22 protein-coding genes are annotated in these 23,430 nt (G+C 29.4%); 4 read left to right on the forward strand and 18 right to left on the reverse strand.

Annotated features, from left to right (window positions below):
- On the reverse strand, window positions 1-389 hold a 389-nt coding region (locus tag Q0V15_RS02735; protein ID WP_297435759.1), incomplete at its 3' end, for a hypothetical protein.
- 194 nt (window positions 390-583) lie between these two features.
- Here Q0V15_RS02735 and Q0V15_RS02740 point away from each other — a divergent pair.
- Window positions 584-970 carry a hypothetical protein gene (locus Q0V15_RS02740; RefSeq protein WP_297435761.1) on the forward strand — a complete coding sequence of 129 codons (387 nt, stop codon included), beginning with the start codon at window positions 584-586 and terminating at the stop codon, window positions 968-970.
- A gap of 15 nt (window positions 971-985) precedes the next feature.
- Here Q0V15_RS02740 and Q0V15_RS02745 read toward each other — a convergent pair whose 3' ends face one another.
- Window positions 986-1,495 carry a thioredoxin family protein gene (locus tag Q0V15_RS02745; protein WP_297435762.1) on the reverse strand — a complete coding sequence of 170 codons (510 nt, stop codon included), beginning with the start codon at window positions 1,493-1,495 and terminating at the stop codon, window positions 986-988.
- Window positions 1,496-1,669: 174 nt separating this feature from the next.
- On the opposite strand from Q0V15_RS02745, the gene Q0V15_RS02750 reads away from it, so the two are divergent.
- On the forward strand, window positions 1,670-1,939 hold the full coding sequence (locus Q0V15_RS02750) for a DUF1294 domain-containing protein (RefSeq protein ID WP_297435764.1): 270 nt from the start codon (window positions 1,670-1,672) through the stop codon (window positions 1,937-1,939).
- Window positions 1,940-1,999: 60 nt separating this feature from the next.
- On the opposite strand, the gene Q0V15_RS02755 is transcribed toward Q0V15_RS02750, so the two are convergent.
- Together Q0V15_RS02755 and Q0V15_RS02760 are read right to left on the reverse strand one after the other, a co-directional pair.
- Window positions 2,000-2,611 (reverse strand): copper homeostasis protein CutC, encoded by a 612-nt coding sequence (locus tag Q0V15_RS02755; RefSeq protein WP_297435766.1) that lies wholly within the window; start codon window positions 2,609-2,611, stop codon window positions 2,000-2,002.
- Window positions 2,612-2,706: 95 nt separating this feature from the next.
- Window positions 2,707-4,125, reverse strand: coding sequence for an MATE family efflux transporter (locus Q0V15_RS02760; RefSeq protein WP_297435768.1), 1,419 nt, complete (start codon window positions 4,123-4,125; stop codon window positions 2,707-2,709).
- Between the two features lie 302 nt (window positions 4,126-4,427).
- On the opposite strand from Q0V15_RS02760, the gene Q0V15_RS02765 reads away from it, so the two are divergent.
- A complete protein-coding gene (locus Q0V15_RS02765) occupies window positions 4,428-7,088 on the forward strand; it encodes a glycosyl hydrolase family 18 protein (RefSeq protein WP_297435770.1) in 2,661 nt (886 codons plus the stop codon).
- Between the two features lie 62 nt (window positions 7,089-7,150).
- On the opposite strand, the gene Q0V15_RS02770 is transcribed toward Q0V15_RS02765, so the two are convergent.
- From Q0V15_RS02770 to Q0V15_RS02800, 7 genes are all read right to left on the reverse strand, one after another.
- Window positions 7,151-8,104 (reverse strand): siderophore ABC transporter substrate-binding protein, encoded by a 954-nt coding sequence (locus Q0V15_RS02770; RefSeq protein WP_297435772.1) that lies wholly within the window; start codon window positions 8,102-8,104, stop codon window positions 7,151-7,153.
- 107 nt (window positions 8,105-8,211) lie between these two features.
- On the reverse strand, window positions 8,212-8,967 hold the full coding sequence (locus tag Q0V15_RS02775; RefSeq protein WP_297435774.1) for an ABC transporter ATP-binding protein: 756 nt from the start codon (window positions 8,965-8,967) through the stop codon (window positions 8,212-8,214).
- Window positions 8,964-9,911, reverse strand: coding sequence for an iron chelate uptake ABC transporter family permease subunit (locus tag Q0V15_RS02780; RefSeq protein WP_297435776.1), 948 nt, complete (start codon window positions 9,909-9,911; stop codon window positions 8,964-8,966). Before Q0V15_RS02780 ends, Q0V15_RS02775 begins: the two co-directional genes overlap by 4 nt.
- Window positions 9,901-10,854, reverse strand: coding sequence for an ABC transporter permease (locus tag Q0V15_RS02785; protein ID WP_297435778.1), 954 nt, complete (start codon window positions 10,852-10,854; stop codon window positions 9,901-9,903). Before Q0V15_RS02785 ends, Q0V15_RS02780 begins: the two co-directional genes overlap by 11 nt.
- A 253-nt stretch (window positions 10,855-11,107) precedes the next feature.
- The gene (locus tag Q0V15_RS02790; protein WP_297435779.1) at window positions 11,108-11,653 is read right to left on the reverse strand and encodes a hypothetical protein; all 546 of its coding nucleotides are present in this window, start codon (window positions 11,651-11,653) and stop codon (window positions 11,108-11,110) included.
- Window positions 11,654-11,783: 130 nt separating this feature from the next.
- Window positions 11,784-11,996, reverse strand: coding sequence for a hypothetical protein (locus Q0V15_RS02795; RefSeq protein ID WP_297435781.1), 213 nt, complete (start codon window positions 11,994-11,996; stop codon window positions 11,784-11,786).
- A gap of 45 nt (window positions 11,997-12,041) precedes the next feature.
- A complete protein-coding gene (locus Q0V15_RS02800) occupies window positions 12,042-13,547 on the reverse strand; it encodes a DUF1846 domain-containing protein (RefSeq protein ID WP_297435783.1) in 1,506 nt (501 codons plus the stop codon).
- A 277-nt stretch (window positions 13,548-13,824) separates the two neighbouring features.
- Here Q0V15_RS02800 and Q0V15_RS02805 point away from each other — a divergent pair, with 277 nt between their 5' ends.
- Window positions 13,825-15,081, forward strand: a complete 1,257-nt coding sequence (locus Q0V15_RS02805; RefSeq protein ID WP_297435785.1) for a D-alanyl-D-alanine carboxypeptidase family protein — start codon at window positions 13,825-13,827, stop codon at window positions 15,079-15,081.
- Window positions 15,082-15,108: 27 nt separating this feature from the next.
- Here the strand turns inward: Q0V15_RS02805 and Q0V15_RS02810 are convergent, their stop codons facing one another.
- The 7 genes from Q0V15_RS02810 to Q0V15_RS02840 form a co-directional block, all read right to left on the reverse strand.
- The gene (locus Q0V15_RS02810; RefSeq protein ID WP_297435787.1) at window positions 15,109-16,278 is read right to left on the reverse strand and encodes an aminotransferase class I/II-fold pyridoxal phosphate-dependent enzyme; all 1,170 of its coding nucleotides are present in this window, start codon (window positions 16,276-16,278) and stop codon (window positions 15,109-15,111) included.
- A complete protein-coding gene (locus tag Q0V15_RS02815) occupies window positions 16,275-16,757 on the reverse strand; it encodes an Lrp/AsnC family transcriptional regulator (protein ID WP_297435790.1) in 483 nt (160 codons plus the stop codon). The genes Q0V15_RS02810 and Q0V15_RS02815 overlap by 4 nt, the downstream gene beginning before the upstream one ends.
- A gap of 306 nt (window positions 16,758-17,063) precedes the next feature.
- Entirely contained in the window at window positions 17,064-19,289 is a 2,226-nt protein-coding gene (locus tag Q0V15_RS02820; RefSeq protein WP_297435792.1) for a YgiQ family radical SAM protein, read from the reverse strand.
- Between the two features lie 175 nt (window positions 19,290-19,464).
- Window positions 19,465-19,995, reverse strand: coding sequence for a hypothetical protein (locus Q0V15_RS02825; RefSeq protein ID WP_297435794.1), 531 nt, complete (start codon window positions 19,993-19,995; stop codon window positions 19,465-19,467).
- A gap of 129 nt (window positions 19,996-20,124) precedes the next feature.
- Entirely contained in the window at window positions 20,125-21,099 is a 975-nt protein-coding gene (locus Q0V15_RS02830) for a bifunctional oligoribonuclease/PAP phosphatase NrnA (protein WP_297435796.1), read from the reverse strand.
- Window positions 21,100-21,185: 86 nt separating this feature from the next.
- Entirely contained in the window at window positions 21,186-22,535 is a 1,350-nt protein-coding gene (locus tag Q0V15_RS02835; protein ID WP_297435797.1) for an extracellular solute-binding protein, read from the reverse strand.
- A gap of 62 nt (window positions 22,536-22,597) precedes the next feature.
- Window positions 22,598-23,425: a carbohydrate ABC transporter permease gene (locus tag Q0V15_RS02840; protein ID WP_297435799.1), complete on the reverse strand. Its 828-nt coding sequence runs from the start codon at window positions 23,423-23,425 to the stop codon at window positions 22,598-22,600.
- Window positions 23,426-23,430: the final 5 nt, after the last annotated feature.

Raw genomic sequence — 23,430 nt, forward strand, 5'->3', positions numbered from 1 at the left:
TTTTCAACTTTATCTTCTATAATCTTAGCCTTATAATTTTCTACATCCTCTTTGCTACTATTTCTAGCAAAATCTATGCATAAATCCATTTCATCTTTCGTGAACCCTAGGTCCTTGCAATATTCTTCTATTTCAATAGCATCTTCTGAAATATCTAAAGATTTATTTAAGTCCATTATTGTACTTATAAAATCTATAGCTTCTAAAAGATTTTTATGTAATGAAACCTCTGCTTGCTTGACCTCTTCTTTATCTAACCCTAAACTTTCACACTTCTTATCTAAAATAAGTATACTTTTAGCATTATCTAATTGTTTACGAAAGAAAAATCTTTTATAACTTTCTAAGTATTTTTTTAATTCACTATTTTCAATTAAATTTGTATTCATAAAAAATTCCCCTCCTTGTACTAAATCTCTATATCATTATATCTATAATTCGACAAAATAAAAAGTATATTTAATTAATATCTCCTTAAAAACAGATGATTTTCACTTTTTACTATATATTTACTAAAACTTTTGCATTTTTTCAATTGAGTTGTATAATTTTATTAAAATAAAATATTTTTCGAGGTGGTAAAATGTCTGGTTTCAAAAAATTCAAAAGTAATATCCCTCTTATAAATGAAGGATTTGCTTTCCTATTTGGTGTTTGCAACAATATCCTAGTAAGGGATGCTAATAAAAATATAATATGTAGCTTTTATAACTCTGAAGATGGTGAACAACTTATAAAAAAATATCTTAAAGAACAAAATATAGATTACTTTAAATGTAGTTTTGAAGAAATTAAAAAAGCTACTGATGAAAATCAGCAGCAACTTTTAGATGATTATAGACTTACCTATTTAAATAAAAAACTTGTTTTATATAAAGATATATCAAATCTCTCATTAGATGCTCATCTAGATAAAGTTGATCATATTCATAAAAACAAATATGCAATTCACATATATTTTACTAAATAAAATACTATAAATAATTTAAACTGTAAGTAATAACTCTATGATATCCTTTTGTATATCTAAGTTATACTTACCTTTTCTAAATTCACCCTTGACTATCATTTCTTTTTTCTCTGGGTTTCTTTCTATCAACTTTTTAACCTTTATAGGAAACTCTCTATATACTCCACTAACTTCCATTTCACTATTTAAAGCTACTACAGTAGGTATTTTTTTTTCACCAAAAGTTTCTACTAGAAGTTCTTCATTTTCATTTGCACTACAAAAATGTAATTTTATATTGTTATTAATATATGCTATCTTATCTAAAAATGGCATTAATGTAGCTGCATCAGTACACCTATTTTCTAAGAAAACAACTATATTTTTTTCTTTATCAATTTTCTTCACATCATCAACACCATAAAAATATAACCGTCCTTGCTTATATTGTTTTTCTATCATCTCTAACTGCTCATCATCTGCAAAACTTTTTATTTTTTCATAAGTTGTAATTCCCTTTATTTTATTAAAATAATTTTCTTTCATATTATATATACTCCTATACCCCTATCTTTTATATCATATTATCATGAACACACAAACATAATATTAACTTTTTGTTATTTTATTGATATTATCCATTAAATTTACATTTTATTTGTGTGTTATAATATTATCTATATATTATAAATTTATAAACACCTAAGGAGGATTTTAACATTGAAAGACCTTGTTTCTCTTTATCTTATAGTAATAAATATAATAGGATTTATCATTATGTATGTTGATAAGGTAAAAGCTATTAAACACCAATGGAGAGTACAGGAAAAAACTCTTATTGGAATTGCACTTATTGGTGGTAGTATTGGTAGTTATTTAGGTATGCATATCTTTAGACATAAAACAAAGCATCCTAAATTTTATATAGGAATACCAGCTATTTTAATCATAGAACTTATTATTTGCTATTATATTTTTTTTGAATTTTAAGTTATCTACGTATTAATAAAATTTAAGCCTACCCAAGCACAAAGCTTCGGTAGGCTCTTTTTATATTACTTTGCTTCCATGAATTTCAAAAGTTCCAGTTTTCATTAGTATTTCATCTCTATTCTCTGTAGTAACACTCTTTCCTGGCATTATAGAGATTCTACCATCTGCATAATCATTTAATTCTTTTAATGATTCCATAGCATCATATGCATTGGTATTCCCACCTTTTGTAAGTATTCTATCAACACCTATTTCTACAAGGAAATCTATTGCTTTCTTCTTATCTTCAATTTCATCAAATGCCATATGGAATGTTGTACTCATTGGTTTTGCTACATTTACTAGAATTTTAACCATTTCATAATCTATTTCTTTATCTTTTAAAGCTCCAATTACAACTCCATATGCATTAAGTTCTTTAGCAATTTTAATATCTTCTATCATTATAAGCTCTTCTTCTTTTGAAAATTCAAATTCTCCACCTCTAGGTCTTATAATAATCATAATATCAGCTTTAACATCTAAAATTGTTCTTTTTATAGTCCCATAACTTGGTGTTGTTCCATCTTCAAGTAAATTATCACACAGTTCAATTCTATCAGCACCTTTTATATCTGCTAAAACTGCATCATTATATGAACCTGTACATACCTCAAAAACTCTCTTCATATCTTCTTTCCCCTTTTACTTTAAAATTTTATATTGTTATATTATAACAAAAAGCACCTAGCATGCTAGGTGCTTTCATATTTATTATTACTTAATTAAACACTTGCTTTTTCATCTGCTTCTTCTAAATCCTCTATCTTTGAAAGAGTCTTTTTGTAGAATATAATGAAACATGTTATCGTAGTTGTAGCTGCCAAGACATCTGCAACTGATTCGGCTAAGTAAGTAGCCATAAGTTGATCTTGTTTCATTATGCTTGGAAGTATAAATATAAGCGGTGTTAATAAGAATACTTTTCTAAGTAATGCAAGCATTAATGACATCTTAGCTTGACCAAGTGCAAGGAATGTTTGTTGACATGCAACCTGTGCTCCAAGTACAAAGATACCAGCAAAGAATAATTTAATACTCCATGATGTAATCTGAATAAGCTCTGGGCTATCATTAAATAGTTTAACAAATACTGTTGGCATTGCCATAAGACCTGCCCACATAAGTGTTGTATATCCCATACAACAAGTTAATAATAACTTGAATGTAGCTTTAACTCTACCATATTGCTTAGCTCCATAGTTGTAACTAATAATAGGTTGAGCACCTTGACTTATTCCTATAAGTGGTAATAATATAATTTGCATTATACTACTCATGATAGTCATTGAACCGATAGCTAAATCACCACCACCTGGTCCCATTAACTCTCCAAACTTTCCAAGTTGATTATTCATACTAACTATAACTAAACTCTCAGTTGTTTGCATGATAAATGGAGCGATTCCAAGTGCCATAACACCTAAGATAACCTTAGCTTCTGGTATTAAGAATTCTTTTCTAAGCTTTAATGGACTATCTTTAAGTATAAACTTAAGTACCCATATAGCTGAAGCCATTTGTCCAATAAGAGTTGCAAGTGCTGCTCCTCTTACACCCATGTTGAATGTAAATATAAATATTGGATCAAGAATTATGTTTATAACTGCTCCAAGCATAACTGACATCATACTTATCTTTGCAAAACCTTGTGCATTGATAAATGGATTAAGTCCTAAAGCAATTTGTACAAATATTGTACCGAATAAGTAAATTGTTAAATATTGAAGCGCATAATCAATAGTTGCTGGACTCGCTCCAAATGCCATAAGTATTGGTCTTTTAAATATTAAGAATCCAACTGTTAAAATAACACCAATTACTATAAGAGATGTAAAACTGTTACTTAGTATTTTTTCAGCCCCTTCTTTATCCTTCTGTCCCATTTTAATAGCTACAAGTGGTGCTCCACCTCCACCTATTAAAGCACTAAATGCTGATACAATGATGATAATTGGGAAAGCAACACCAACTCCTGCCATCGCTTGAGCTCCAACCTCTGGAATTCTTCCGATAAATACTCTATCAACTATGTTATAAAGAACATTTACTATCTGAGCAATAATTGCCGGTAAGGCTAACTGTAAAAGCAATTTACTAATTTTACCTTTCCCTAGATCTGTAGCTTGTTTTTTGTTTGACATTTAAAAGTCCCCCCTATTTTGTTTTTGCTAAAATATTAAATTATAGATTTTTCCAACAAATAATTCTATATTTTAACAATATAATTATATATCTTTGATAATACCTTAATCAAATTAAACTTTTATTAATAATATGTATTTTTTTCATATTTTTACATATTATTTTTATCACTAAACTAATATTTAATTTAATAATTTATTATAATAAAATTTATGTTAATTATTTACATATTTCCTATTGTAAACCATTAACCTTTGATGTATGCTTAATGTAAATATTTACTAAAAAGGAGTTGTATATTTTGGCAAAAAAAGCATTTCAAAAACATCTAAAAAAATCTGTTTCACTTTTAGCTTTATCAGCTATTTTAACTGGCGGCTTAATTTCTAACTTGCCTGCACGTGAGGTTATCGCTGTAGAAAAAGAAACTACTTCAACTAAACGTAACGTTATGTACTATGGTGACTGGTCTATTTGGGGTGGGCAAGGTAATTTCTATCCAAAAGATATCCCAGCAGAGCATTTAACACACTTAAACTTTGCTTTCTTAGACTTTGATTCAAATGGTAATTTAAAATTTACAGATAAAGATGCAGCAGTTGGTGCACCTGTAGGAGAAGAAGGCGTTCAATGGGGTGGCCCTAATGCCGGAATCATAAGCGCCTTCCAAGAACTTAGAGCTAAAAATCCTAATATGAAACTTGGTATATCTGTTGGTGGTTGGTCTAAATCTGGAGATTTTTCAGAAGTTACTGCTGACCCTATAAAAAGAGCTAAGCTTGTAGATAACTTAGTTAAATATGTTGAATATGCAAATATGGATTTTGTTGACCTTGATTGGGAATATCCAGGTGATGTTAGACAACCTGATAAAGTTGATAATATCCAAGATGAAGGAACAACTAAAGCTACTCCTGCTGATAAAGAAAACTATATAATTTTCCTTGAAGAACTTAGAGTTGATTTAGATAAAAAAGGAGCTGAACTTGGAAAAACTTATGAAATAAGTGTTGCACTTCCTGCTCCTAAAGCTAAGGTTGATTTAGGTATAGATGTTGATAGACTTTTTGATGTTGTAGATTTTGCTAATATTATGACTTACGATATGAGAGGAGCATGGGATCCGTATAGTGGACATCAAACTGGACTTTATACTAACCCTCTAGATCCAACTGCTGGTGCTGGACTTTCTGTTGATGAAAGTGTTCAATATTTCATAGATCAAGGTGCTGAGCCTGAAAAAATCGTTGTTGGTGCTGCCTACTATACAAGAGGATGGGATCAAGTTTCAGAAGGTCCTGACTCATCACTTCCTGGATTATTTGGTGATGCTGCTCTTACAAATAAAGATGCTGATCAAACTCCATCTCGTGGTGCTGTAAATGAAGCTCCTATGAAAGTTGGAGAAGGTGGTAGAGCTAGTGGTGTTTGGTCTTATAAAGCTTTAGATGACCTTAAAACAAAATTCCCTGGTCTTAAAGAGTATTGGGATGATACAGCAAAAGCTCCTTACCTTTATGATGCAGAAAGTGGAAAATTCTTCACTTATGATGATAAACGCTCAATTGCTGAGAAAACTGATTATGTAAATGCAAATGACCTTGGTGGAATGATTGGATGGATGGCATCGCAGGATAAAGAGAGTACTGGTACTAATGTAAGAGATGAACTTACTATTGCTACTAAGGAAGGTTTATTTGGAAATGCTGAACTCCCTGACCATGAAATAGTTTATGCTGATTTAGATATAGAATGTTCAATCAAACCTCTTCCAAATCCAAATGGTGGTGCTGGTGGTGGATATGAAGTCATTATTAAAAACAATGAAAAATTAGAAGAAAGTGATTCTGTTTTAAAAGAACTTGAAAGAAGCGGAGAAACAATTAAAACTCCTATTCTTTATATCGATTCTGATTTAACACTTACAGCTGGTGACCATATGGCTGGAAATGTAACTACTGAAAATGGACAAACTGTTGTTGATATTAAAGGTGTTTGGGAAGGTAAAAATATAGAACCAGGTCAAAGCTATAAATTCTTCTTAAATGCTAGTGGTGAAACTCCAACTGATACATCAGATATAACATCTGTATCTATTGGGCAAAGAATGAATGAAAAAGGTACTGTACTTTCAAAGCAAGTTATTTTTGGTGATGAAACTGTAGGCCCTGAAGTTAACCAAGCTCCTACTCTTAGTGGGATTTCAAATAAAACTATAACTATCGGAGATAATTTCAATCCTCTTGCTAGTGTTAAAGCTAATGACAAAGAAGATGGTGATTTAACTTCTAAAGTTAAAGTTTCTGGTACTGTTGATACCGATAAAGCTGGTAAATATACTCTAACTTATTCTGTAACTGACTCTAAAGGACTTGAAACAACAAAAACTAGAGTTATAACAGTTAAAGATAAAGATATCACTCCTCCACCTGTAGAAAATAATAAACCTGTTTTACATGGTATTAAAGATTTAGAAATTAATGTTTCTGATAGTTTTGATCCATTAAAAGGAATTACTGCTACAGATAAAGAAGATGGGACCTTAACATCTAAAATCAAAGTTTCTGGTACTGTTGATACAGATAAAGCTGGTGAATATACTTTAACTTATTCTGTAACTGATTCTGCTAATGCTACAACTACTCAAAAAAGAGTTGTAACAGTTAAAGATGTAGAAACTGGAACTGATGACTTTGATATAAACAAAGTTTATAACACAGGAGATATTGTAACTTATAAAGGAAATCAATATAAAACTAAATGGTGGACTCAAGGTGCTTACCCTGATAAGAGTGATGCCTTTGAACTTATTGTAGATGCAAATCCTGATGGTTCAACTCCACATGTTCCTGGAAGAGCTTATAATGGCGGAGATAAAGTTTCATATGATGGAACTATTTATCAAGCTAACTGGTGGACAAACACTATCCCTGGTAGTGATAGCTCTTGGACTAAACTTTAATTAAAATATAAAATAAAAAACAACCAATCGTCAATTATTGACGATTGGTTGTTTTTATAAAATTATTTATTTAAACTACCTTCTATCTCACTTAATATCTTTTCAGTAGCATTAATTCCTGGCCCACCAAGGTACCAAGCTTTTGTATCTAAGTATGTTATTTTTCCATTTTTATATGCCTCTGTTTTTTGAACTAGTTCATTTTCTACAACTTCACTTGCTGCTTTTTGCTCACTACTTGATATTAATCCTTTATCAATAACAAATAAATAATCTGGATTTTTACTTAGTAAATACTCTGAAGTTACTGTTTGTCCATGATTTTCTGTATCTATTTTATCATCTGCTTGCTTAAAACCAAATTCATTATGAATCATTCCAAATCTTGATTCTTTACCAAACGCTGTAATTTCTCCATCATACACCATTGTAACTAAAGCTTTTCCATCAAGCTTTGAGGCTTTATCATTTATAGCCACAGTTCTTTTATTTATTTCCTCAAGTTTTTTTGTAGCTTCATCTTCTTTATCAAAAATCTTTCCTAAAACTTCTACATTATTTTTAAGTGAACCAAAGTGGTCCCCACCATTTCTACCAAGCATTATTGTTGGTGCTATCTCTGATAATTCATCATATGAATCTTCTTGTCTACCCTCTATTATAATAAGGTCTGGCTCAAGTTCATTGATTTTCTCCATATCAAACTTTTTAAGATTCCCAAGGTCTGTGTATTTTTCATCTTTATACTTGTCTAAATACTCTGGAAGACTTGATTTTGGAACTGCTATTGCCTCTTCTCCAAGTATTTGCATTGTATCAAGTGAACTATAATCTAAAACTACAACTTTCTCTGGATCAACCGGAACTGTAACCTCTCCTTTTCTATCTGTTACAACTATTGTTTTTTCTGCATCTTCTTGTACCTTATTATTCTTCCCTGCTCCGCTTATTACAAATGCTCCACCTATTAACCCTGCTACAACTAAACCTACTATTATACCTACTTTTTTATTCATTATTTTTTTCCCCCTAAATTTTATTTTTTATTTTATAATTAATAATGATTTTTATTATCATTAAATGCTTTTAATTTAAGCTCTTAACACTAAGAGCTTCACTATTTTTAAAAATAAACACAAATTTTCTGATTATCTATATTTTGTATATTAAAATCAATTTCATATATTTCTTCTAAAAAGTCTTTATTTATAATATTATCAGTGCTAGCATCCCTTACAAGCCTTCCATCCTTTAACACTATAATATTATCAGAGTAGCAAGATGCAAAGTTTATATCATGCATTACTATAACAACAGTTTTTCCAAGCTCTATTGTAAGATTCTTTAAAACTTTCATCATTTGAACACTATGTTTCATATCTAAATTATTAAGTGGTTCATCAAGCAAAATATACTCAGTATTTTGAGCTATAACCATTGCTATATAAGCTCTTTGTCTTTGTCCACCTGATAGTTCATCAAGATATCTTTCTTTTATATCAGCAAGCTGCATATACTCTATCGCATCATTCACAAACTTATAATCCTCGTCTTTAAGTCTTCCATCACAATAAGGAAATCTACCAAACTCAACAAGTTCTCTTATTTTAAGCCTAACATTTATATTATTAGATTGTTTTAATATAGAAATTGTTTTTGATAATTCTTTTTCATCCCAATCATTTAAATTCTTACCATCTATAATAACTTCTCCACCATCCATCTTCATTATCCTAGATATCATTGATAACACAGTACTTTTCCCTGCACCATTTGGCCCTATCATAGATGTAAGTTTTCCTTTTTCAATTTTTATTGATACATCATCTACAACTTTTTTACTACCATATTTTTTAGTTAAATTTTTAGCTTCTATCATGATTTGCTCTCCTTTAATAAAAGATATATAAAGTAAACTCCACCTATAAAGTTTATTATTATACTCACTGTACTATTATAATTAAATATTCTCTCAACAAAGAATTGACCTGTAATAACTGCAAGTATACTTATAAGCATTGATGCAACTATTACATACTTATGTTCGTATGTTTTAATAAACTGATAAGATAAATTAACTACTAATAATCCAAGAAATGTTATAGGTCCAACAAGTGCTATTGAAACTGATACAAGTATTGAAACTATTAAAAGTGTCTTTTTTGCCATCTTTTCATAATTTATCCCAAGATTTATAGCTTGTTCTTTTCCAAGTAAAAGAACATCATATTTTTTTATATCATCATAAATAAATGCAAATATTACAAGGCATATTATCACAACTACAAGTAATATATCTGTATTAACACTTTCAAAACTTGCCATAATTTTTGCTGTAAGTGCATCATATTCATTAGGATCTATTAAAACTTGCATAAATGTAGACATACTTTTAAATAAAGTTCCAAGCACTGTTCCAACAAGTAGTAGGAAAAATATATTTCCACTTTTCTTAAAAACAAATTTATATAAAAGTAAGCTATTAAGCATCATAAGTATTACTGACAATCCAAAATTAAGTGTTGGATTTGCTATAAATATACTTCCTGAACCAAATGCAAAAACTAATGCTGTTTGAGATAATCCATAAAGTGAATCAATCCCTAGTATGCTAGGTGTCAAAATTCTATTATTTGTTATAGTCTGAAATATTACTGATGAAAATGCTATTGCACTAGCTGTTATTACCATAGCTATAACCCGTGGAATTCTTTTTGATATATTATAGTCAAAATTCTTAGGTGTTAAGCCTTCAAATAAAAATACTCCTATCATTATAAAAACAAGTCCAGCTAATATGTATATTTTCTTTTTATCCTTCATTTGTATTCCTCCTATATATCAGATATAGGAAAACTATACTTCCTATTACACCTACTGTAAGACTTATTGGAATTTCATATGGGAAAATTATAACTCTACTTGCTATATCGCATATAAGTAAAAATACTGCCCCAAATAAACTAACATTCCATATACTCTTATTAAGGTTGTCCCCCATAAAAATAGAAACTATATTTGGTATAATAAGTCCTACAAACGGTATACTACCTACAGTTATTATCACAAGAACTGTTATAAGTGAAACTATCACCATTCCTATATTAGCAATTTTCTCAAAATTCAAACCAAGATTTTTTGAAATATCTTCCCCCATTCCTATTATTGTAAATTTATTAGCATATATAAATGCAATTATTACTAGTGGAATAGTCAAATATAACATTTCATAATTTCCTCTAAGAACTGATGAGAAATTCCCTTGCATAAATGAGCTCATATTCTGCATAAGATCAAATCTATAAGCAAAAAAATCTGTTATTGCTCCTATTACATTTCCAAGCATTATCCCAACAAGAGGAATAAAAATTATATTTTTAAACTTTACTACCTTCATTATTTTCATAAATATAAATGTTCCAAGAAGTGCAAATATAAATGCTACTATCATTTTTTGTGTTAAACTTGCTGATGAAAATAAAATCATTGATACAAGTACTCCAAACTTAGCACTATCTATAGTAGCTGATGTTGTTGGAGAAATAAACTTGTTATTACTTATCTGCTGCATTATAACTCCACTTATACTAAGTCCCACTCCTGCAACTATAAGACTTATAAGTCTTGGAACTCTACTTATCCAAAAAACACTAATTTTTTCTGAATCTCCAAGAAATATATCTTTTATACTAATATCATGTACTCCTATGAAAAGTGATACTATTGATAATATTATAAATGTCGGTATTAAATATCTCTTTTTCATAACTTCTAACCCCTCTTATCCTCTAACTAACTTTATCTCTTATTTGAAATCAATTATCATTCGCATCTTAATAATACATATTTAAAAATTAATAGTCAATATTTTTAAGTAACTATTAATTAAGTTCACCTTTTATTATTAATATTAAAATAAACTCTATAAATTTTTATTTATAATAAATAAAAAGCATCAATTTAAAAATTTCTAATTTTATAGAAATTTAACTAATCAATGCTTTACTTTAATATTAAATTTAATAATTTCTAAGTGCCTCAAATTTTAAAAAGCTTCCAACAGTTCCATCAACAATTGTATCAATTATTTCTATCTTTTTAGCTTTACTTTTTACATGTATTGATAACTTTTTAGCTAATATTTTAAGTTTAGTTACCGTTAATTTATTTTTCAACAAATATTTTCTTGCTTCATCTATATCTCTAAACCTACTAAGTTCTCTTATATAAATATCAAATTCATTAATTTCTTCTACTTTCTCAAATGATGACTCACTACTTCTTTTTTCCTTCTGCGAATCTGTTTTTTTCTCTTTATCTGATTGATACTCGCTTTTCTTTGTAAAACATCTTCTCTGATTATATGAAGTTTCTTCTGCTCTACCTGTTCCATTTGTTCTACTATCTCTATTTGCTCCATCTCTATCTACACTTTCAGACTTTTGCATTAGCACTAAATAACTCTCATTATTTATTAAAGTCTTAATTTCCTCCTCACTTAATTTCCTTATAAATTCTATAGCTTTCTCAAATGCTATTAAAATATTTCCCTCTCCCGTTTTCAAAAAAAGCCCTCCAAAAATTACTTATACCAAGACTTATATCAAAGTATTCTTATACTATTTCTATGAATAATATTATCATTTAATGTTTAAATATAAAAAATAAGCTAGGAGAATAACTCCTAGCTTATTTTTACTTACATATATCTTTATATTTTATTTTACCATCTCTATTGAAATAATTTTTTTCTCTTAAATTCAAATTTAACAATAACCATATACAGCATAAAACTCCAATACCCATATAGAATCTTATACCTACCATCTCAAATATTCTACCTAAAATCAAACCAAAAATCAAAATTTTTACATTATCTTTTTCTAAATAATCTAAGTATTTTTTCATTAGCTTATCACCCTTTTACCATTTATTCTTTTGTTTAAATTAAAATTAATTTCCTAAAAGACTATTTGTTGCATACTCAGCATCACATGTAATATCAATTCCAAGCTTTCTATATGTTTGCTCATCACCATTTCCAATTATTGTTGTAGAGTGAGCCTGTGAATTTTTAAGCATTGGAAGTTTTCCAAGTGCAACTTGTGCCATTGGATTTGTTGCTGCACATATACTAAGTGCCATTAATACTTCTTCACAGTTAAGTGCAGGTCTTTTAAATCCAAGTGTCTGTGACTTAAGATTTATGATTGGCTCTAAAACTACTGGAGATATTAAATGCATTTCATCATTAATATTAGCAAAATGCTTAATTGCATTTATAACAGCAGCCGCTGTAGCATCCATAAGTTCTGAACTTTTTCCTGTTAAAATAGTTTCATCATTAAGTTCTAATGCAACTATTGTAATATTATCTTTTTTATCTGCTGTTTCTTTTACCTTAGCAGCATAATCTCTAGCTACTGGTATAACTTTTCTATCAGCTTCTTTAAGACTTAATTCTTCCATTATAAGTTTTGTTCTCTCTAAAGTATCTTTATCAACATAACCTTTTTTATATTCACAACTTGTCTTAAAGTATCTTCTGATTATTTCCTGCTTTGATGCTTCTCTTACAACTTCATCATCAATAATTCCAAATCCAAGTCTATTAACTCCCATATCTGTAGGAGATTTAAAGATTGACTCTTTTCCAGTTATTTTTTCTATAATTCTTTTTAAAACTGGGAATGTTTCAACATCTCTATTATAATTTATAGCTTTAACATTATATGCTTCTAAATGGAATGGATCTATCATATTAACATCTTTTAAATCAGCTGTTGCTGCTTCATAAGCAATGTTTAATGGATGTTTTAAAGGTACATTCCAAACTGGGAATGTTTCAAATTTTGAATACCCTGCAACATTACCTTTTTGCTGCTCATGATAAAGTTGGCTAAGACATGTAGCAAGTTTTCCACTTCCTGGACCTGGAGCTGCAACCACAACTATAGGTTTACTTGTTTCAATATAAGGATTTTTTCCATAACCCTCTTCACTAACTATTGTATCAACATCTGTTGGATACCCTTTTGTTGAACTATGTTTATAAACTTTTATTCCTCTTCTCTCAAGCTTATTTATAAATACTGTTGTAGCTGGCTGACCACTAAATCTTGTAATTACAACACTATTTACATCTAAGTCATATGATCTAAAATCATCTATCATTCTTAAAACTTCAACATCATAAGTTGTTCCAAAGTCTCCTCTTATTTTATTTCTTTCTATATCCCCTGCAAAAACACATATAATTATTTCTGCTTTTTCTCTTAGCTTGTATAAAAGCTTTATTTTTGCATTTTCATCAAATCCTGGTAATACTCTCTTTGCATGAAGGTCAAACATAAGTTTACCTCCAAATTCAAGGTATAACTTATCATAATCATTAACTCTTTCTAAGATATACTTAGATTGCTCTTCTAAATATTTTTTATCATCAAATCCTATCTTCATACTTCATCCCCACTAACGTCTTAATTTTAATCTAATATAAATCATTTTTTCATTCCATAATTATGACATAATTTTTAAAGCTTGTAAAACAATTTAACTTTATATTTATATTTCCCCAATTATATTATGATTATCCTCTACTTACTTATTTTATTTTTTATCAAAAAAAAGCATATTTTTACTAACTACAAAAATATATGAATATATATTATTATCAATTTCATATATTTTAATAGATACACTTAAAAAAATTATAAAAAAAAGGATTTATATTAAAATGATAAATTATTTACATGTTTTAAAAATTACAATTTTAAGTCTCATACTCATAGTATTTAATAATTCCATTATTACTTATGCTATGGAAGCACCTAGTATTTCCGCTCAAAATGCAATTTCAATTGATATGAAAACTGGAGAAATTATTTATAGTAAAAATATTGATGAAAATGTCCAACCAGCATCAGTAACAAAACTTTTAACTGCTTTACTTTTAGATGAACATAAGAAGAAAGATGATTTACTATTTTATAGTAAAGATGCACTTGACCAACCTTCATCATCTATTTTTGTAGATTTTTCTGCTGAAGTTGTAGAAGGTGATGAAATCCTTGCATCTACAGTAATGGATGCGCTCCTTATCTATTCTGCTAATGATATTGCAACTCTTATAGCCGATAATATTGCTGGAAATACTGATGAATTTAGCCTTCTTATGGATAAAAAAGCTAAAGAAATTGGAATGGAGAACTCTAATTTCTATACTCCAAGTGGACTTGATAATGATAAAAGATTGTATGGAAATGAACATTATACAAGTGCTTATGACCTTTCAAAACTTGGAATAGAAGCATTAAAATCTGATTGGATTAGAGAAACTATAGCTAAAGAAAAAGATATCACTTTAGATATTGCAAATGATACACCGATAATAATAGATAATACAAATAATAATCTAGGAAAAAATGGTTGCATAGGTGGTAAAACTGGTTTTACTGATAAAGCTCAAAGATGTCTTTTATCTTTTTATGAAAGGGATGATAGATATATACTAGGAGTTGTATTAGGATGCCCTACTAGACCTGATTCATTTAAAGATATGACAGCACTTATTGATTATAGCTATAAAGTTCCTAAAACTTTAGCTTATAAAAAAGGTGATACTGTATCAACCGAAACTATTGATTTTAAGCCACTTGGCTTCTTTGGTCCATCACTAAATAAACAAGTAACTATAATTGCAGATGAAGATATTTCTTTTTTTGCAAATGAAGAAAACAACTCTATTGAACCTGAAATATCGTTAAAAAATCTATCAATAGCTAATCTTTCTTCTGAGAAAGAAATTGGTACACTTACTTATACTTTTAGAGATAATATATCTTCTTTTAAACTATCAACATTAGAAACTCGTTCTAATTTTATAAAAGATGCTAAATGGATTTATATAATTTTAATACTTTGTCTGATTTCTATAATATCGGTATGTATATTATGTTATAAATATTTAATTAAGAAAAAAATCAAAAGTTAGTGATTAAATCCTAACTTTTGATTTTTCTTATTTCTTATTCTTTTCAACAAATCTTCCAATTCTTTTTATAGCTTCCATAATATCATCCATTGAAGCTGCATAACAGGCTCTTATATAGCCTTCTCCACAATCACCAAATGCACTTCCTGGTACAGCTAGTACTTTTTCTTCTAAAAGAAGTTTCTCACAAAATTCATCTGAAGTCATTCCTGTAGATTTAATGCATGGGAATACATACAATGCCCCAAGTGCATCAAAACAATCTAGCCCCATTTTTCTAAATCCATCGGTAATAACTCTTCTTCTTCTATTATATTCTCTAGCCATTTGTTTCACATTATCATCTGCATTTTTAAGTGCTTCAATAGCTGCATATTGTGATGTTGTAGGTGAACACATAATTGCATACTGATGAATTTTCTTCATAGCATCAACCAAAACAGGATGTCCAACTACATATCCAAGTCTCCAACCAGTCATTGCATAAGCCTTTGAAAAACCATTAACTATAATAGTTTTATCTTTCACTTCATCAAAACTAGCTATTGATACATGGTTCCCATCATATGAAAGCTCTGAATATATCTCATCTGATAGTATAATTATATTTTTATCTTTTAAAACTTCAACAATTGGAGCAAGTTCTTCTCTAGTCATTATTGCTCCTGTTGGGTTATTAGGAAATGGTAGTATTAAAACCTTTGTTTTGTCTGTTATAGCATTTTCTAATTCTTCTTTTGTTAATTTAAAATCATTTTCTTCCTTTAAATCAATAACAACAGAAGTAGCTCCTGTAAAAGCTGTGCATCCTTTATAAGCTACAAAACTTGGTTCTGGAACAATAACCTCATCCCCTGGTCCAACTAAAGCACGCAGTGCAAGGTCTATTGCTTCACTTCCACCAACTGTAACTAAAATTTCTGTTTTAGGATTATATGATAAGTTCACTTTTCTATATAAATATTTTGAAATTTCTTCTCTAAGTTCTATAAACCCAGCATTTGATGAATAATGTGTATGACCTTTTTCTAAAGAATAAATCCCTGCTTCTCTAATATTCCAAGGAGTAATAAAGTCTGGTTCTCCAACTCCAAGTGATATAACATCCTCCATCTCATTTATCATATCAAAATATTTTCTTATTCCTGATGGTGGCATATTTTTTACGTTGTCTAAAATCATATCTTCCATTATCATACGAATAAAATCTCCCTATCATTTATTTTCTTCTCTTTAAATATAGTTCCATACTCCTTATACTTTTTAAGAACAAAGTGTGTTGCTGTACCTGTTACAAATTCTTGAACTGCAAGTTTTTCTGATACAAACATTGCAACTTCCTTCATTGTTTTCCCCTCAACAATTACAGTTAAATCAAATCCACCTGAAGACATTAAATAACAAGCTCTAACCTTATCAAATTGATATATTCTTGCTGCAACTTTATCAAAGCCTACCCCTCTTTGAGGTGTTATTTTCACTTCAATAAGTGCTGTTACAGTCTCTTTCCCTGTATTTTCCCAATTTATAAGAGTTGTGTAACCTGCTATAATACTTTTTTCTTCAAAGTCTAAAATCGCAGCTCTAACCTCTTCAACTGTTTTCCCTGTCATAAGTGCTAAATCTGTATCACTACACCTACTATTTTTTTCTAAAATTTCTAAAATTTCTTCCATCTTAAAACTACCTCCTTATGATATATAAGTATAAAAAAAATCCTCCCTAAAAAAGATTGGAGGAACAATTAATCTTATATAAATCCATAATACTAAAACGTCTTTTTATGTATTATATACAAAAAAAAAACCTTTTACAATACTCTTTATATTTTCTTAATATATATTACAGATTTTACTATATTTATTCCTATATTCTAAATAAACTGCTATGTTTTTTATAAATTTATCATTCATTTAAAACTCAACTTATATTAAAGTAAAAAAACTGACTGTATTTTACTACAATCAGTTTTAAAATCGGTATTATCTACCTTTTCTTTTTATTCTATCTTCTCTTTTTTTAGCTATTGTTCTATCTTTAAATGAACCTCTTTTCTTTTTAGGTCCTCTTGTTTCTTCTTCTTTTTTTGAAATATGGTTAGCTGTTTTTCCAACAAGCTTACCTAATTTCTCTTTATTTGAAGTTCTTTTACCATTGTTCTTTGTTCCAAGTTCTTCAAATCCCTCTGTTGAACCAAAACGTCTTTTTCCATCTGACTTACCTTTATAGCTTGAACTTCTTCCATCTGTACTTCTTGCTGATGAATTTCTACTATCTGATTTACCTCTAGATGAAGAAGATGATGATGATGATGATGATGATGATGAACCTGAACTTCTTCTCTCACCTGAATTTTTTCCATGTGATTTAGATTTTTTATCAAGACCATGTCTTGCTTTATATCTATCTTCTTTAGATTTTATAAGACACTTCTCGCCATTTCCGATAAGGTCTTCTCTTCCCGCTCTCACTAAAGCATCATATACTATATTATAGTTTTTAGGGTTTCCAAATTGAAGAAGTGCTCTTTGCATAGCTTTCTCTTCTTTTGTTCTTGGAATATAAACTTCTTCCATAGTATCAGGATCAAGTCCTGTATAGAACATAGTTGTTGATGCTGTTCCTGGAGTTGGGTAGAAATCTTGAACCTGCTCTGGTTGGTATCCAATATCTCTTAAATATTCTGCAAGCATTATAGCATCCTTAAGTTCACTACCTGGGTGACTTGACATAAGGTATGGAATAATATATTGCTTCTTACCAGCTTTTTCACTTAATTTAAAGAATTTTTTTCTAAACTCTTCATAAGTTGTTCCTGCTGGTTTACCCATATATTTTAAAACATTTGGAGATACATGTTCAGGGGCAACTTTTAATTGTCCACTTACATGATGCTCTACAAGTTCTTTAAAGAAATCATCATTTTTATCAGCCATTACATAATCATATCTAATTCCTGAACGTACAAATACTTTCTTAATTCCCTCTATTTTTCTAACACTTCTTAAAACACTTAGATATTCTGAGTGGTCTATTTCCATATTAGGACAAATCTTAGGTGATAAACATTGCTTATGCTTACAAGCTCCAAGTTTTGTTAACTGCTTTTTACAAGCTGCTTTTCTAAAGTTAGCTGTTGGACCACCTACATCATGTATGTATCCTTTAAAATCATCATATTTTGTGATTTCTTCAGCTTCTTTAACTATTGACTCTTCACTTCTACTTGATACTATTCTTCCTTGGTGGAATGTAATAGCACAGAATGAACAGTTTGCAGAACATCCTCTTGAACTCATGATACTAAATTTAACTTCATTTATAGCAGCTATACCACCATCTTTTCCATATGATGGGTGATATGTCTTCTCATAAGGAAGTGCATAAACTGCATCAAGCTCTTCTCTGTTAAGAGGTTTTTCTGGTTTATTTATAACTACAAATTTATCTGCATGAGGTTGAACTAAAGTTTTACCTCTCATTGGATCTTGCTCATCATTTTGTGTTTTAAAACATTTAGCATAAGTTACTTTATCAGCACTTATTGCTTTAAATGATGGAAGAAGTGTATAGTCTTCATATAACTCTTCTAAACTGTTAACCATGTAACAAGTTCCTGGTAAATGTCTTATGTACTTAGCTTCAAAACCTTGATTTAAAAGTTCAGCTGTTTCAACTATTTGTTTTTCACTCATACCATATATAAGTAAATCAGCTGTACTATCTGCTAAAATAGATTTTCTTACTCTGTTTTCCCAGTAGTCATAATGTGCAAATCTTCTAAGACTTGCTTCTATTCCACCAATAACTATATTTATGTTTTTATAAGCTTCTCTGATTTTGTTACAATAAACTATTGTAGCTCTATCAGGTCTTTTTCCCATTTCACCTTTTGGTGTATATAAATCTTTTGTTCTAAGTCTTTTACTTACTGTGTAGTGGTTAACCATAGGGTCCATGTTTCCACCATTAACTAAGAATCCAAGTCTTGGTTTTCCAAGCTTTTTGAACTCTTCAACATCGTTCCAGTCTGGTTGTGCTATTATACCAACCTTATATCCTGCATTTTCTAAAACTCTTGAAATTATTGCTGCTCCAAAACTATGATGGTCAATGTAGGCATCCCCTGTAACTAATACAAAGTCACATTGTTCCCAGCCTCTTTCTTCCATATCAGCTTTGCAAATAGGTAAAAATTTGTTTTCCATATTATACTCTCCTGTGCTAGTTCATTTTTCCATATATTAATAATTATATCATTTATCTATTTATTTAAACTTTTAATTATAATCTTGTTTATTTTTTTATTGCTAAACAAGTATATCTAATATATAAAAAAATGTCAAAAGAACAAAAAAAATAGGACTATCTTAAAAGATAACCCTAACTTATATTCCTTAAATATCCATATACATCACCCTCATATTTTTTCACATATGATTCATCTGCTAAAAAATCCATTGGTCTAGTTAAAACAGCTGGCTGCTTTATATCTAAAGCTTCAACTTCATTTAATATATTAGCTACAAGTTCTGAACAAAAATATCTATTTTTATGCTCTATCGGTTTATTAACTGTTGCCCCTAAAACTCCTAAATAATTATACTTTGTTGTATCTTCACTATATTTTTCAAGTATAGCAAGGACTTTATAATAAACTTCATCTGAAACTTCCTTCTCCAAAATCATAAGTTCTGTCTTAGGAAACCATTCTGTAAATCTTTCTCGTACGTTTTCAACTTGGAATCTCACAACCCAAAATCTATTTTTACCTTTTCTCCCCATTGAGTACCACACATTTTTATCTTCTTCAAGCGCAAGTGATATATGAGTATACTTATCCTTTGTAACCAACCTTATAAGTCTTGCATAAACTGTTCCACTAAATGTTAAGCACAGATTAATTTTTTTCATTTGAACGCCCCCTCAAATTATAATAATTATAATTTTTCATCTTAATAAGTTCTACCCCTTAAACTTATCATTAAAAAATTAAGTCCTTATTTATATTTCAATAAATATTTGTAAATTCCTTTATTTAAATTAATTTTCTTTATTTAATAGACTCTTATTAAATGCTCTACAATTTTCATCAAACTCATTTATTATCTTATCAACAACTTCAAAACTTTCAAGAGTTGCTCCAGCTGCAAGAAAATGACCACCACCACCAAATTTAAAAGCTATATCATTAACTCTTGGCCCACTTGACCTAAACTCAGACATTATCTGTCCATTCTCTTTCTGTGCAAAGAATAACCAATTTATTATACCTTCCGTATCTGCTAATGCATTAACTCTTCTAGCTGCATCTATAGCTTCTGTAAATCCATACCTTTTCAAATCTGAATTAGAAACTTTAAGATATGCAACCCCATTTTCTGTTACTTTATAATTTTCATATATATAAGCTAAAAATTTAAGTTCTTCTCTACTTCGTTTATACATTCTACTATAAATCTCTTTAGCATTAAAATTAAAAGTAAGTTCTCCTAGTTTTTTATATAAACCTGTTGGATTCTCCATATACATAAATCGACCTGTATCTCCTACAATACCTGTATATAAACCCCTAATTCCATCATCAGAAATTTCGAGTTCTTCCTTATTATTAAGATAAATATCAAGTATCATCTCACTACAAGATGCATAACCTGTATCAACCCATGTAATGTTCTCAAACTTTTCTGTAAATGGCTTGTGATGATCTATTTTTATTATAAATCCAGCATTTTCAAAAGATAAATTATCAACTCTTTCTTTATTTGAAACATCTAAAACTATTGCAAGAGTATCTTTATCAACATTAAAATCATTATCCATTTTTGCTATATATGAAAGTCTTTCACTTTGAGTACCAAACAATGATACCTTTTTATTTGGAAAACTATTTACTATAATACTTTTAAGTCCTGCCTGTGAACCATATGAATCAGGATCTGGTGATACATGTCTAAAAATTGCTACCTTATTATACTCTTTTATTTTTATAAGTATTTCATTTATTAATTCTTTCATAACTTTCATCTCCTATATCTATTATATGTATATATCTATATATAAAGAATAGGTCACCATAAAGGCAACCTATTTTAAAATGAGTATTATCTAGATATTGATGTTTTAATTTGTGAAACTGTTTCTTCTACAAATGTTTCAACATCATTTATTTCACCTTTAACATATGCATCATATTTTTCCATAAGCACAGTTCTAGCTGAGTTAGCATTATTAACTGCTGGTGAGTAATATGAGTATTCTAAAGCTTTTTGTGCTACATTATAAACCTTTGTATATAACGCATTTTCATCACCTAAAACTTTTTTCATAGTTTCTGTTTCAGCTGAAGATTTTCTTACTGGAAGATATCCTGTAGCTGAAGCAAATTTTGCTGATGCCTCTGCACTTGTAGCATACTTAATAAATTCATAAGCTGCATACTGCTCTACTTCTGATACATCTGAAGTAGCAAATAATGAAGCTCCTTGCTGTATAACTGCTTTTTCTTTCCCTTCAAACTGAGCTACTTCTATAACTTCAATCTCAAAAGCATCGTTATTATTAATATGCCCTGCTCCAGCTGTTGATCCTTGATAGAATAAAAGCTTTCCATTTGAGAATGGTCCTGATAAATATTTATCTTCCCCTGCAATTCTAAAGTTTCCTGCTTCTGTTTGCTCTTTAAATATATCCATAAACTCTCTAGTCCATTCATTATCAACATTTATTGTTCCATCAAGATCTACAAAGTCTTTACCATCTGCTTTTAAAGCTGTGATAAACGCATTTGAAGCACTATCAAAACCAAATCCAGCCATTTCAAGCTTTTCATTAGCTGCTGTTGAAATTTCTATAAGTTTATCCATTGTTAATCCTGTTTTTATATCTTCAACTTTATAACCAAGTTCTTCAAGTTTAGTTTTATTTACAAATATAACCTCTGTTGATTTACTTAAAGGCATTCCATATAACTCTCCATCTTCCCACTGTGCAACTTCATCTGTGAATGATTTAATAAAATCATTTGCAATATCATCCTTCATTCCAACAGTTTCATGATTTATAAAATTACTAAGGTTTACTACTTTATCTTGCTTTAATAATCCTGTTGCAACATCTGGGTAAACATTTATTATAGCTGGCAATGAATCTGATTGAGCTGCTGTAATAACTTTTTTGTTTAAGTCTGGTATATTACCTTGGCTTGTACCTTTTACAGTGATTTTCTTATCATTAGTTTCGTTGAAATCATTGATAAGTGCTTCCATAGCTTCGCCTTGCTTACCATTCATATAATGCCAAATTTCAATACTTACTGGCTCTGTGATTTCTGTAACAAGTTCTGCTTTTTCTCCTGTTTCTGTTTCTGCTCCTGTTCCCTCATCTGATCCACAAGCTACAAATGAACCTGCCATCATAAGTGCCATACTAGCGGCTAAAAATTTCTTTTTCATTGAAAAAGTCCCCCTTAAAATTAAATATATATTATAATTGTAAAATTATAAGCTAAAACTAATTATCCCTTTGTTCCACCAATAGATATTCCCTTAATAATCTTTTTATGAAGGAACACATACATAATAACAATCGGCATTGTAATAATTGTTGATGCCGCCATTAATAGCTGATATTGAGTTCCAGCTTCCGACTGAAAAGCTGTAAGCCCATTTGCAAGAACCCTCATAGATTCACTATTTGTAACAAGTAGTGGCCATAAGAATGCATTCCATGAATTAATTCCTACCAATATGCAGATAGTAATAATAGAAGGTTTTGATATTGGAACTATTATTTTCCATAAGAATTTCCAATCACTAGCACCATCAACTTTTGCTGCATAATAAAGCTGTGTTGGAACTTTCATGAAGAACTCTCTAAGCATATAAATATATAAGACATTTGCTATATATGGTACAAATAGAGCCTGATAAGTATCTATCCAACCTATATCTGCGATAGTTTTAAAGTTTGTAACAATCAAAACTTCGCCAGGTATCATCATTGTTGCAAGAAGTAATGAAAATATTAAATCTCTCCCCTTGAACTTAAGATGTGAAAATGCAAATGCTGATATAATTGCAACTGTTACAGTTGAAACTATACTAAGCGCTGTAACTATTATTGTATTTAAAAAATATCTCCCAAATGGAGCCATCTCAAATGCTATTTTATAATTTTCCCAAAGAAGTTTCTCTGGAACCATTGTTGGAGGTGTTTGTATAACCTCAAAACTTGTTTTAAGTGATGATGCAATCATCCAGTAAAATGGAAATAATGTTATTATCGCAAAAATTATTAATGCGAAATACTTAAATGCTAATTTATAATTATTCTTACCATTCATAATGT

Source organism: uncultured Clostridium sp., from assembly GCF_947036855.1.
Lineage (GTDB): Bacteria > Bacillota > Clostridia > Clostridiales > Clostridiaceae > Sarcina.

Coding starts and splice junctions, on each gene's coding strand:
- Q0V15_RS02830 (WP_297435796.1), bottom strand. CDS start 21,099: ATGAAAGAATTAATAAATGAAATACTTATAAAAATAAAAGAGTATAAT.
- Q0V15_RS02795 (WP_297435781.1), bottom strand. CDS start 11,996: ATGAAAAAATACTTAGATTATTTAGAAAAAGATAATGTAAAAATTTTG.
- Q0V15_RS02785 (WP_297435778.1), bottom strand. CDS start 10,854: ATGAAAAAGAGATATTTAATACCGACATTTATAATATTATCAATAGTA.
- Q0V15_RS02840 (WP_297435799.1), bottom strand. CDS start 23,425: ATGAATGGTAAGAATAATTATAAATTAGCATTTAAGTATTTCGCATTA.
- Q0V15_RS02805 (WP_297435785.1), top strand. CDS start 13,825: ATGATAAATTATTTACATGTTTTAAAAATTACAATTTTAAGTCTCATA.
- Q0V15_RS02740 (WP_297435761.1), top strand. CDS start 584: ATGTCTGGTTTCAAAAAATTCAAAAGTAATATCCCTCTTATAAATGAA.
- Q0V15_RS02820 (WP_297435792.1), bottom strand. CDS start 19,289: ATGGAAAACAAATTTTTACCTATTTGCAAAGCTGATATGGAAGAAAGA.
- Q0V15_RS02835 (WP_297435797.1), bottom strand. CDS start 22,535: ATGAAAAAGAAATTTTTAGCCGCTAGTATGGCACTTATGATGGCAGGT.
- Q0V15_RS02825 (WP_297435794.1), bottom strand. CDS start 19,995: ATGAAAAAAATTAATCTGTGCTTAACATTTAGTGGAACAGTTTATGCA.
- Q0V15_RS02755 (WP_297435766.1), bottom strand. CDS start 2,611: ATGAAGAGAGTTTTTGAGGTATGTACAGGTTCATATAATGATGCAGTT.
- Q0V15_RS02815 (WP_297435790.1), bottom strand. CDS start 16,757: ATGGAAGAAATTTTAGAAATTTTAGAAAAAAATAGTAGGTGTAGTGAT.
- Q0V15_RS02770 (WP_297435772.1), bottom strand. CDS start 8,104: ATGAATAAAAAAGTAGGTATAATAGTAGGTTTAGTTGTAGCAGGGTTA.
- Q0V15_RS02800 (WP_297435783.1), bottom strand. CDS start 13,547: ATGAAGATAGGATTTGATGATAAAAAATATTTAGAAGAGCAATCTAAG.
- Q0V15_RS02760 (WP_297435768.1), bottom strand. CDS start 4,125: ATGTCAAACAAAAAACAAGCTACAGATCTAGGGAAAGGTAAAATTAGT.
- Q0V15_RS02775 (WP_297435774.1), bottom strand. CDS start 8,967: ATGATAGAAGCTAAAAATTTAACTAAAAAATATGGTAGTAAAAAAGTT.
- Q0V15_RS02745 (WP_297435762.1), bottom strand. CDS start 1,495: ATGAAAGAAAATTATTTTAATAAAATAAAGGGAATTACAACTTATGAA.
- Q0V15_RS02780 (WP_297435776.1), bottom strand. CDS start 9,911: ATGAAGGATAAAAAGAAAATATACATATTAGCTGGACTTGTTTTTATA.
- Q0V15_RS02810 (WP_297435787.1), bottom strand. CDS start 16,278: ATGATAATGGAAGATATGATTTTAGACAACGTAAAAAATATGCCACCA.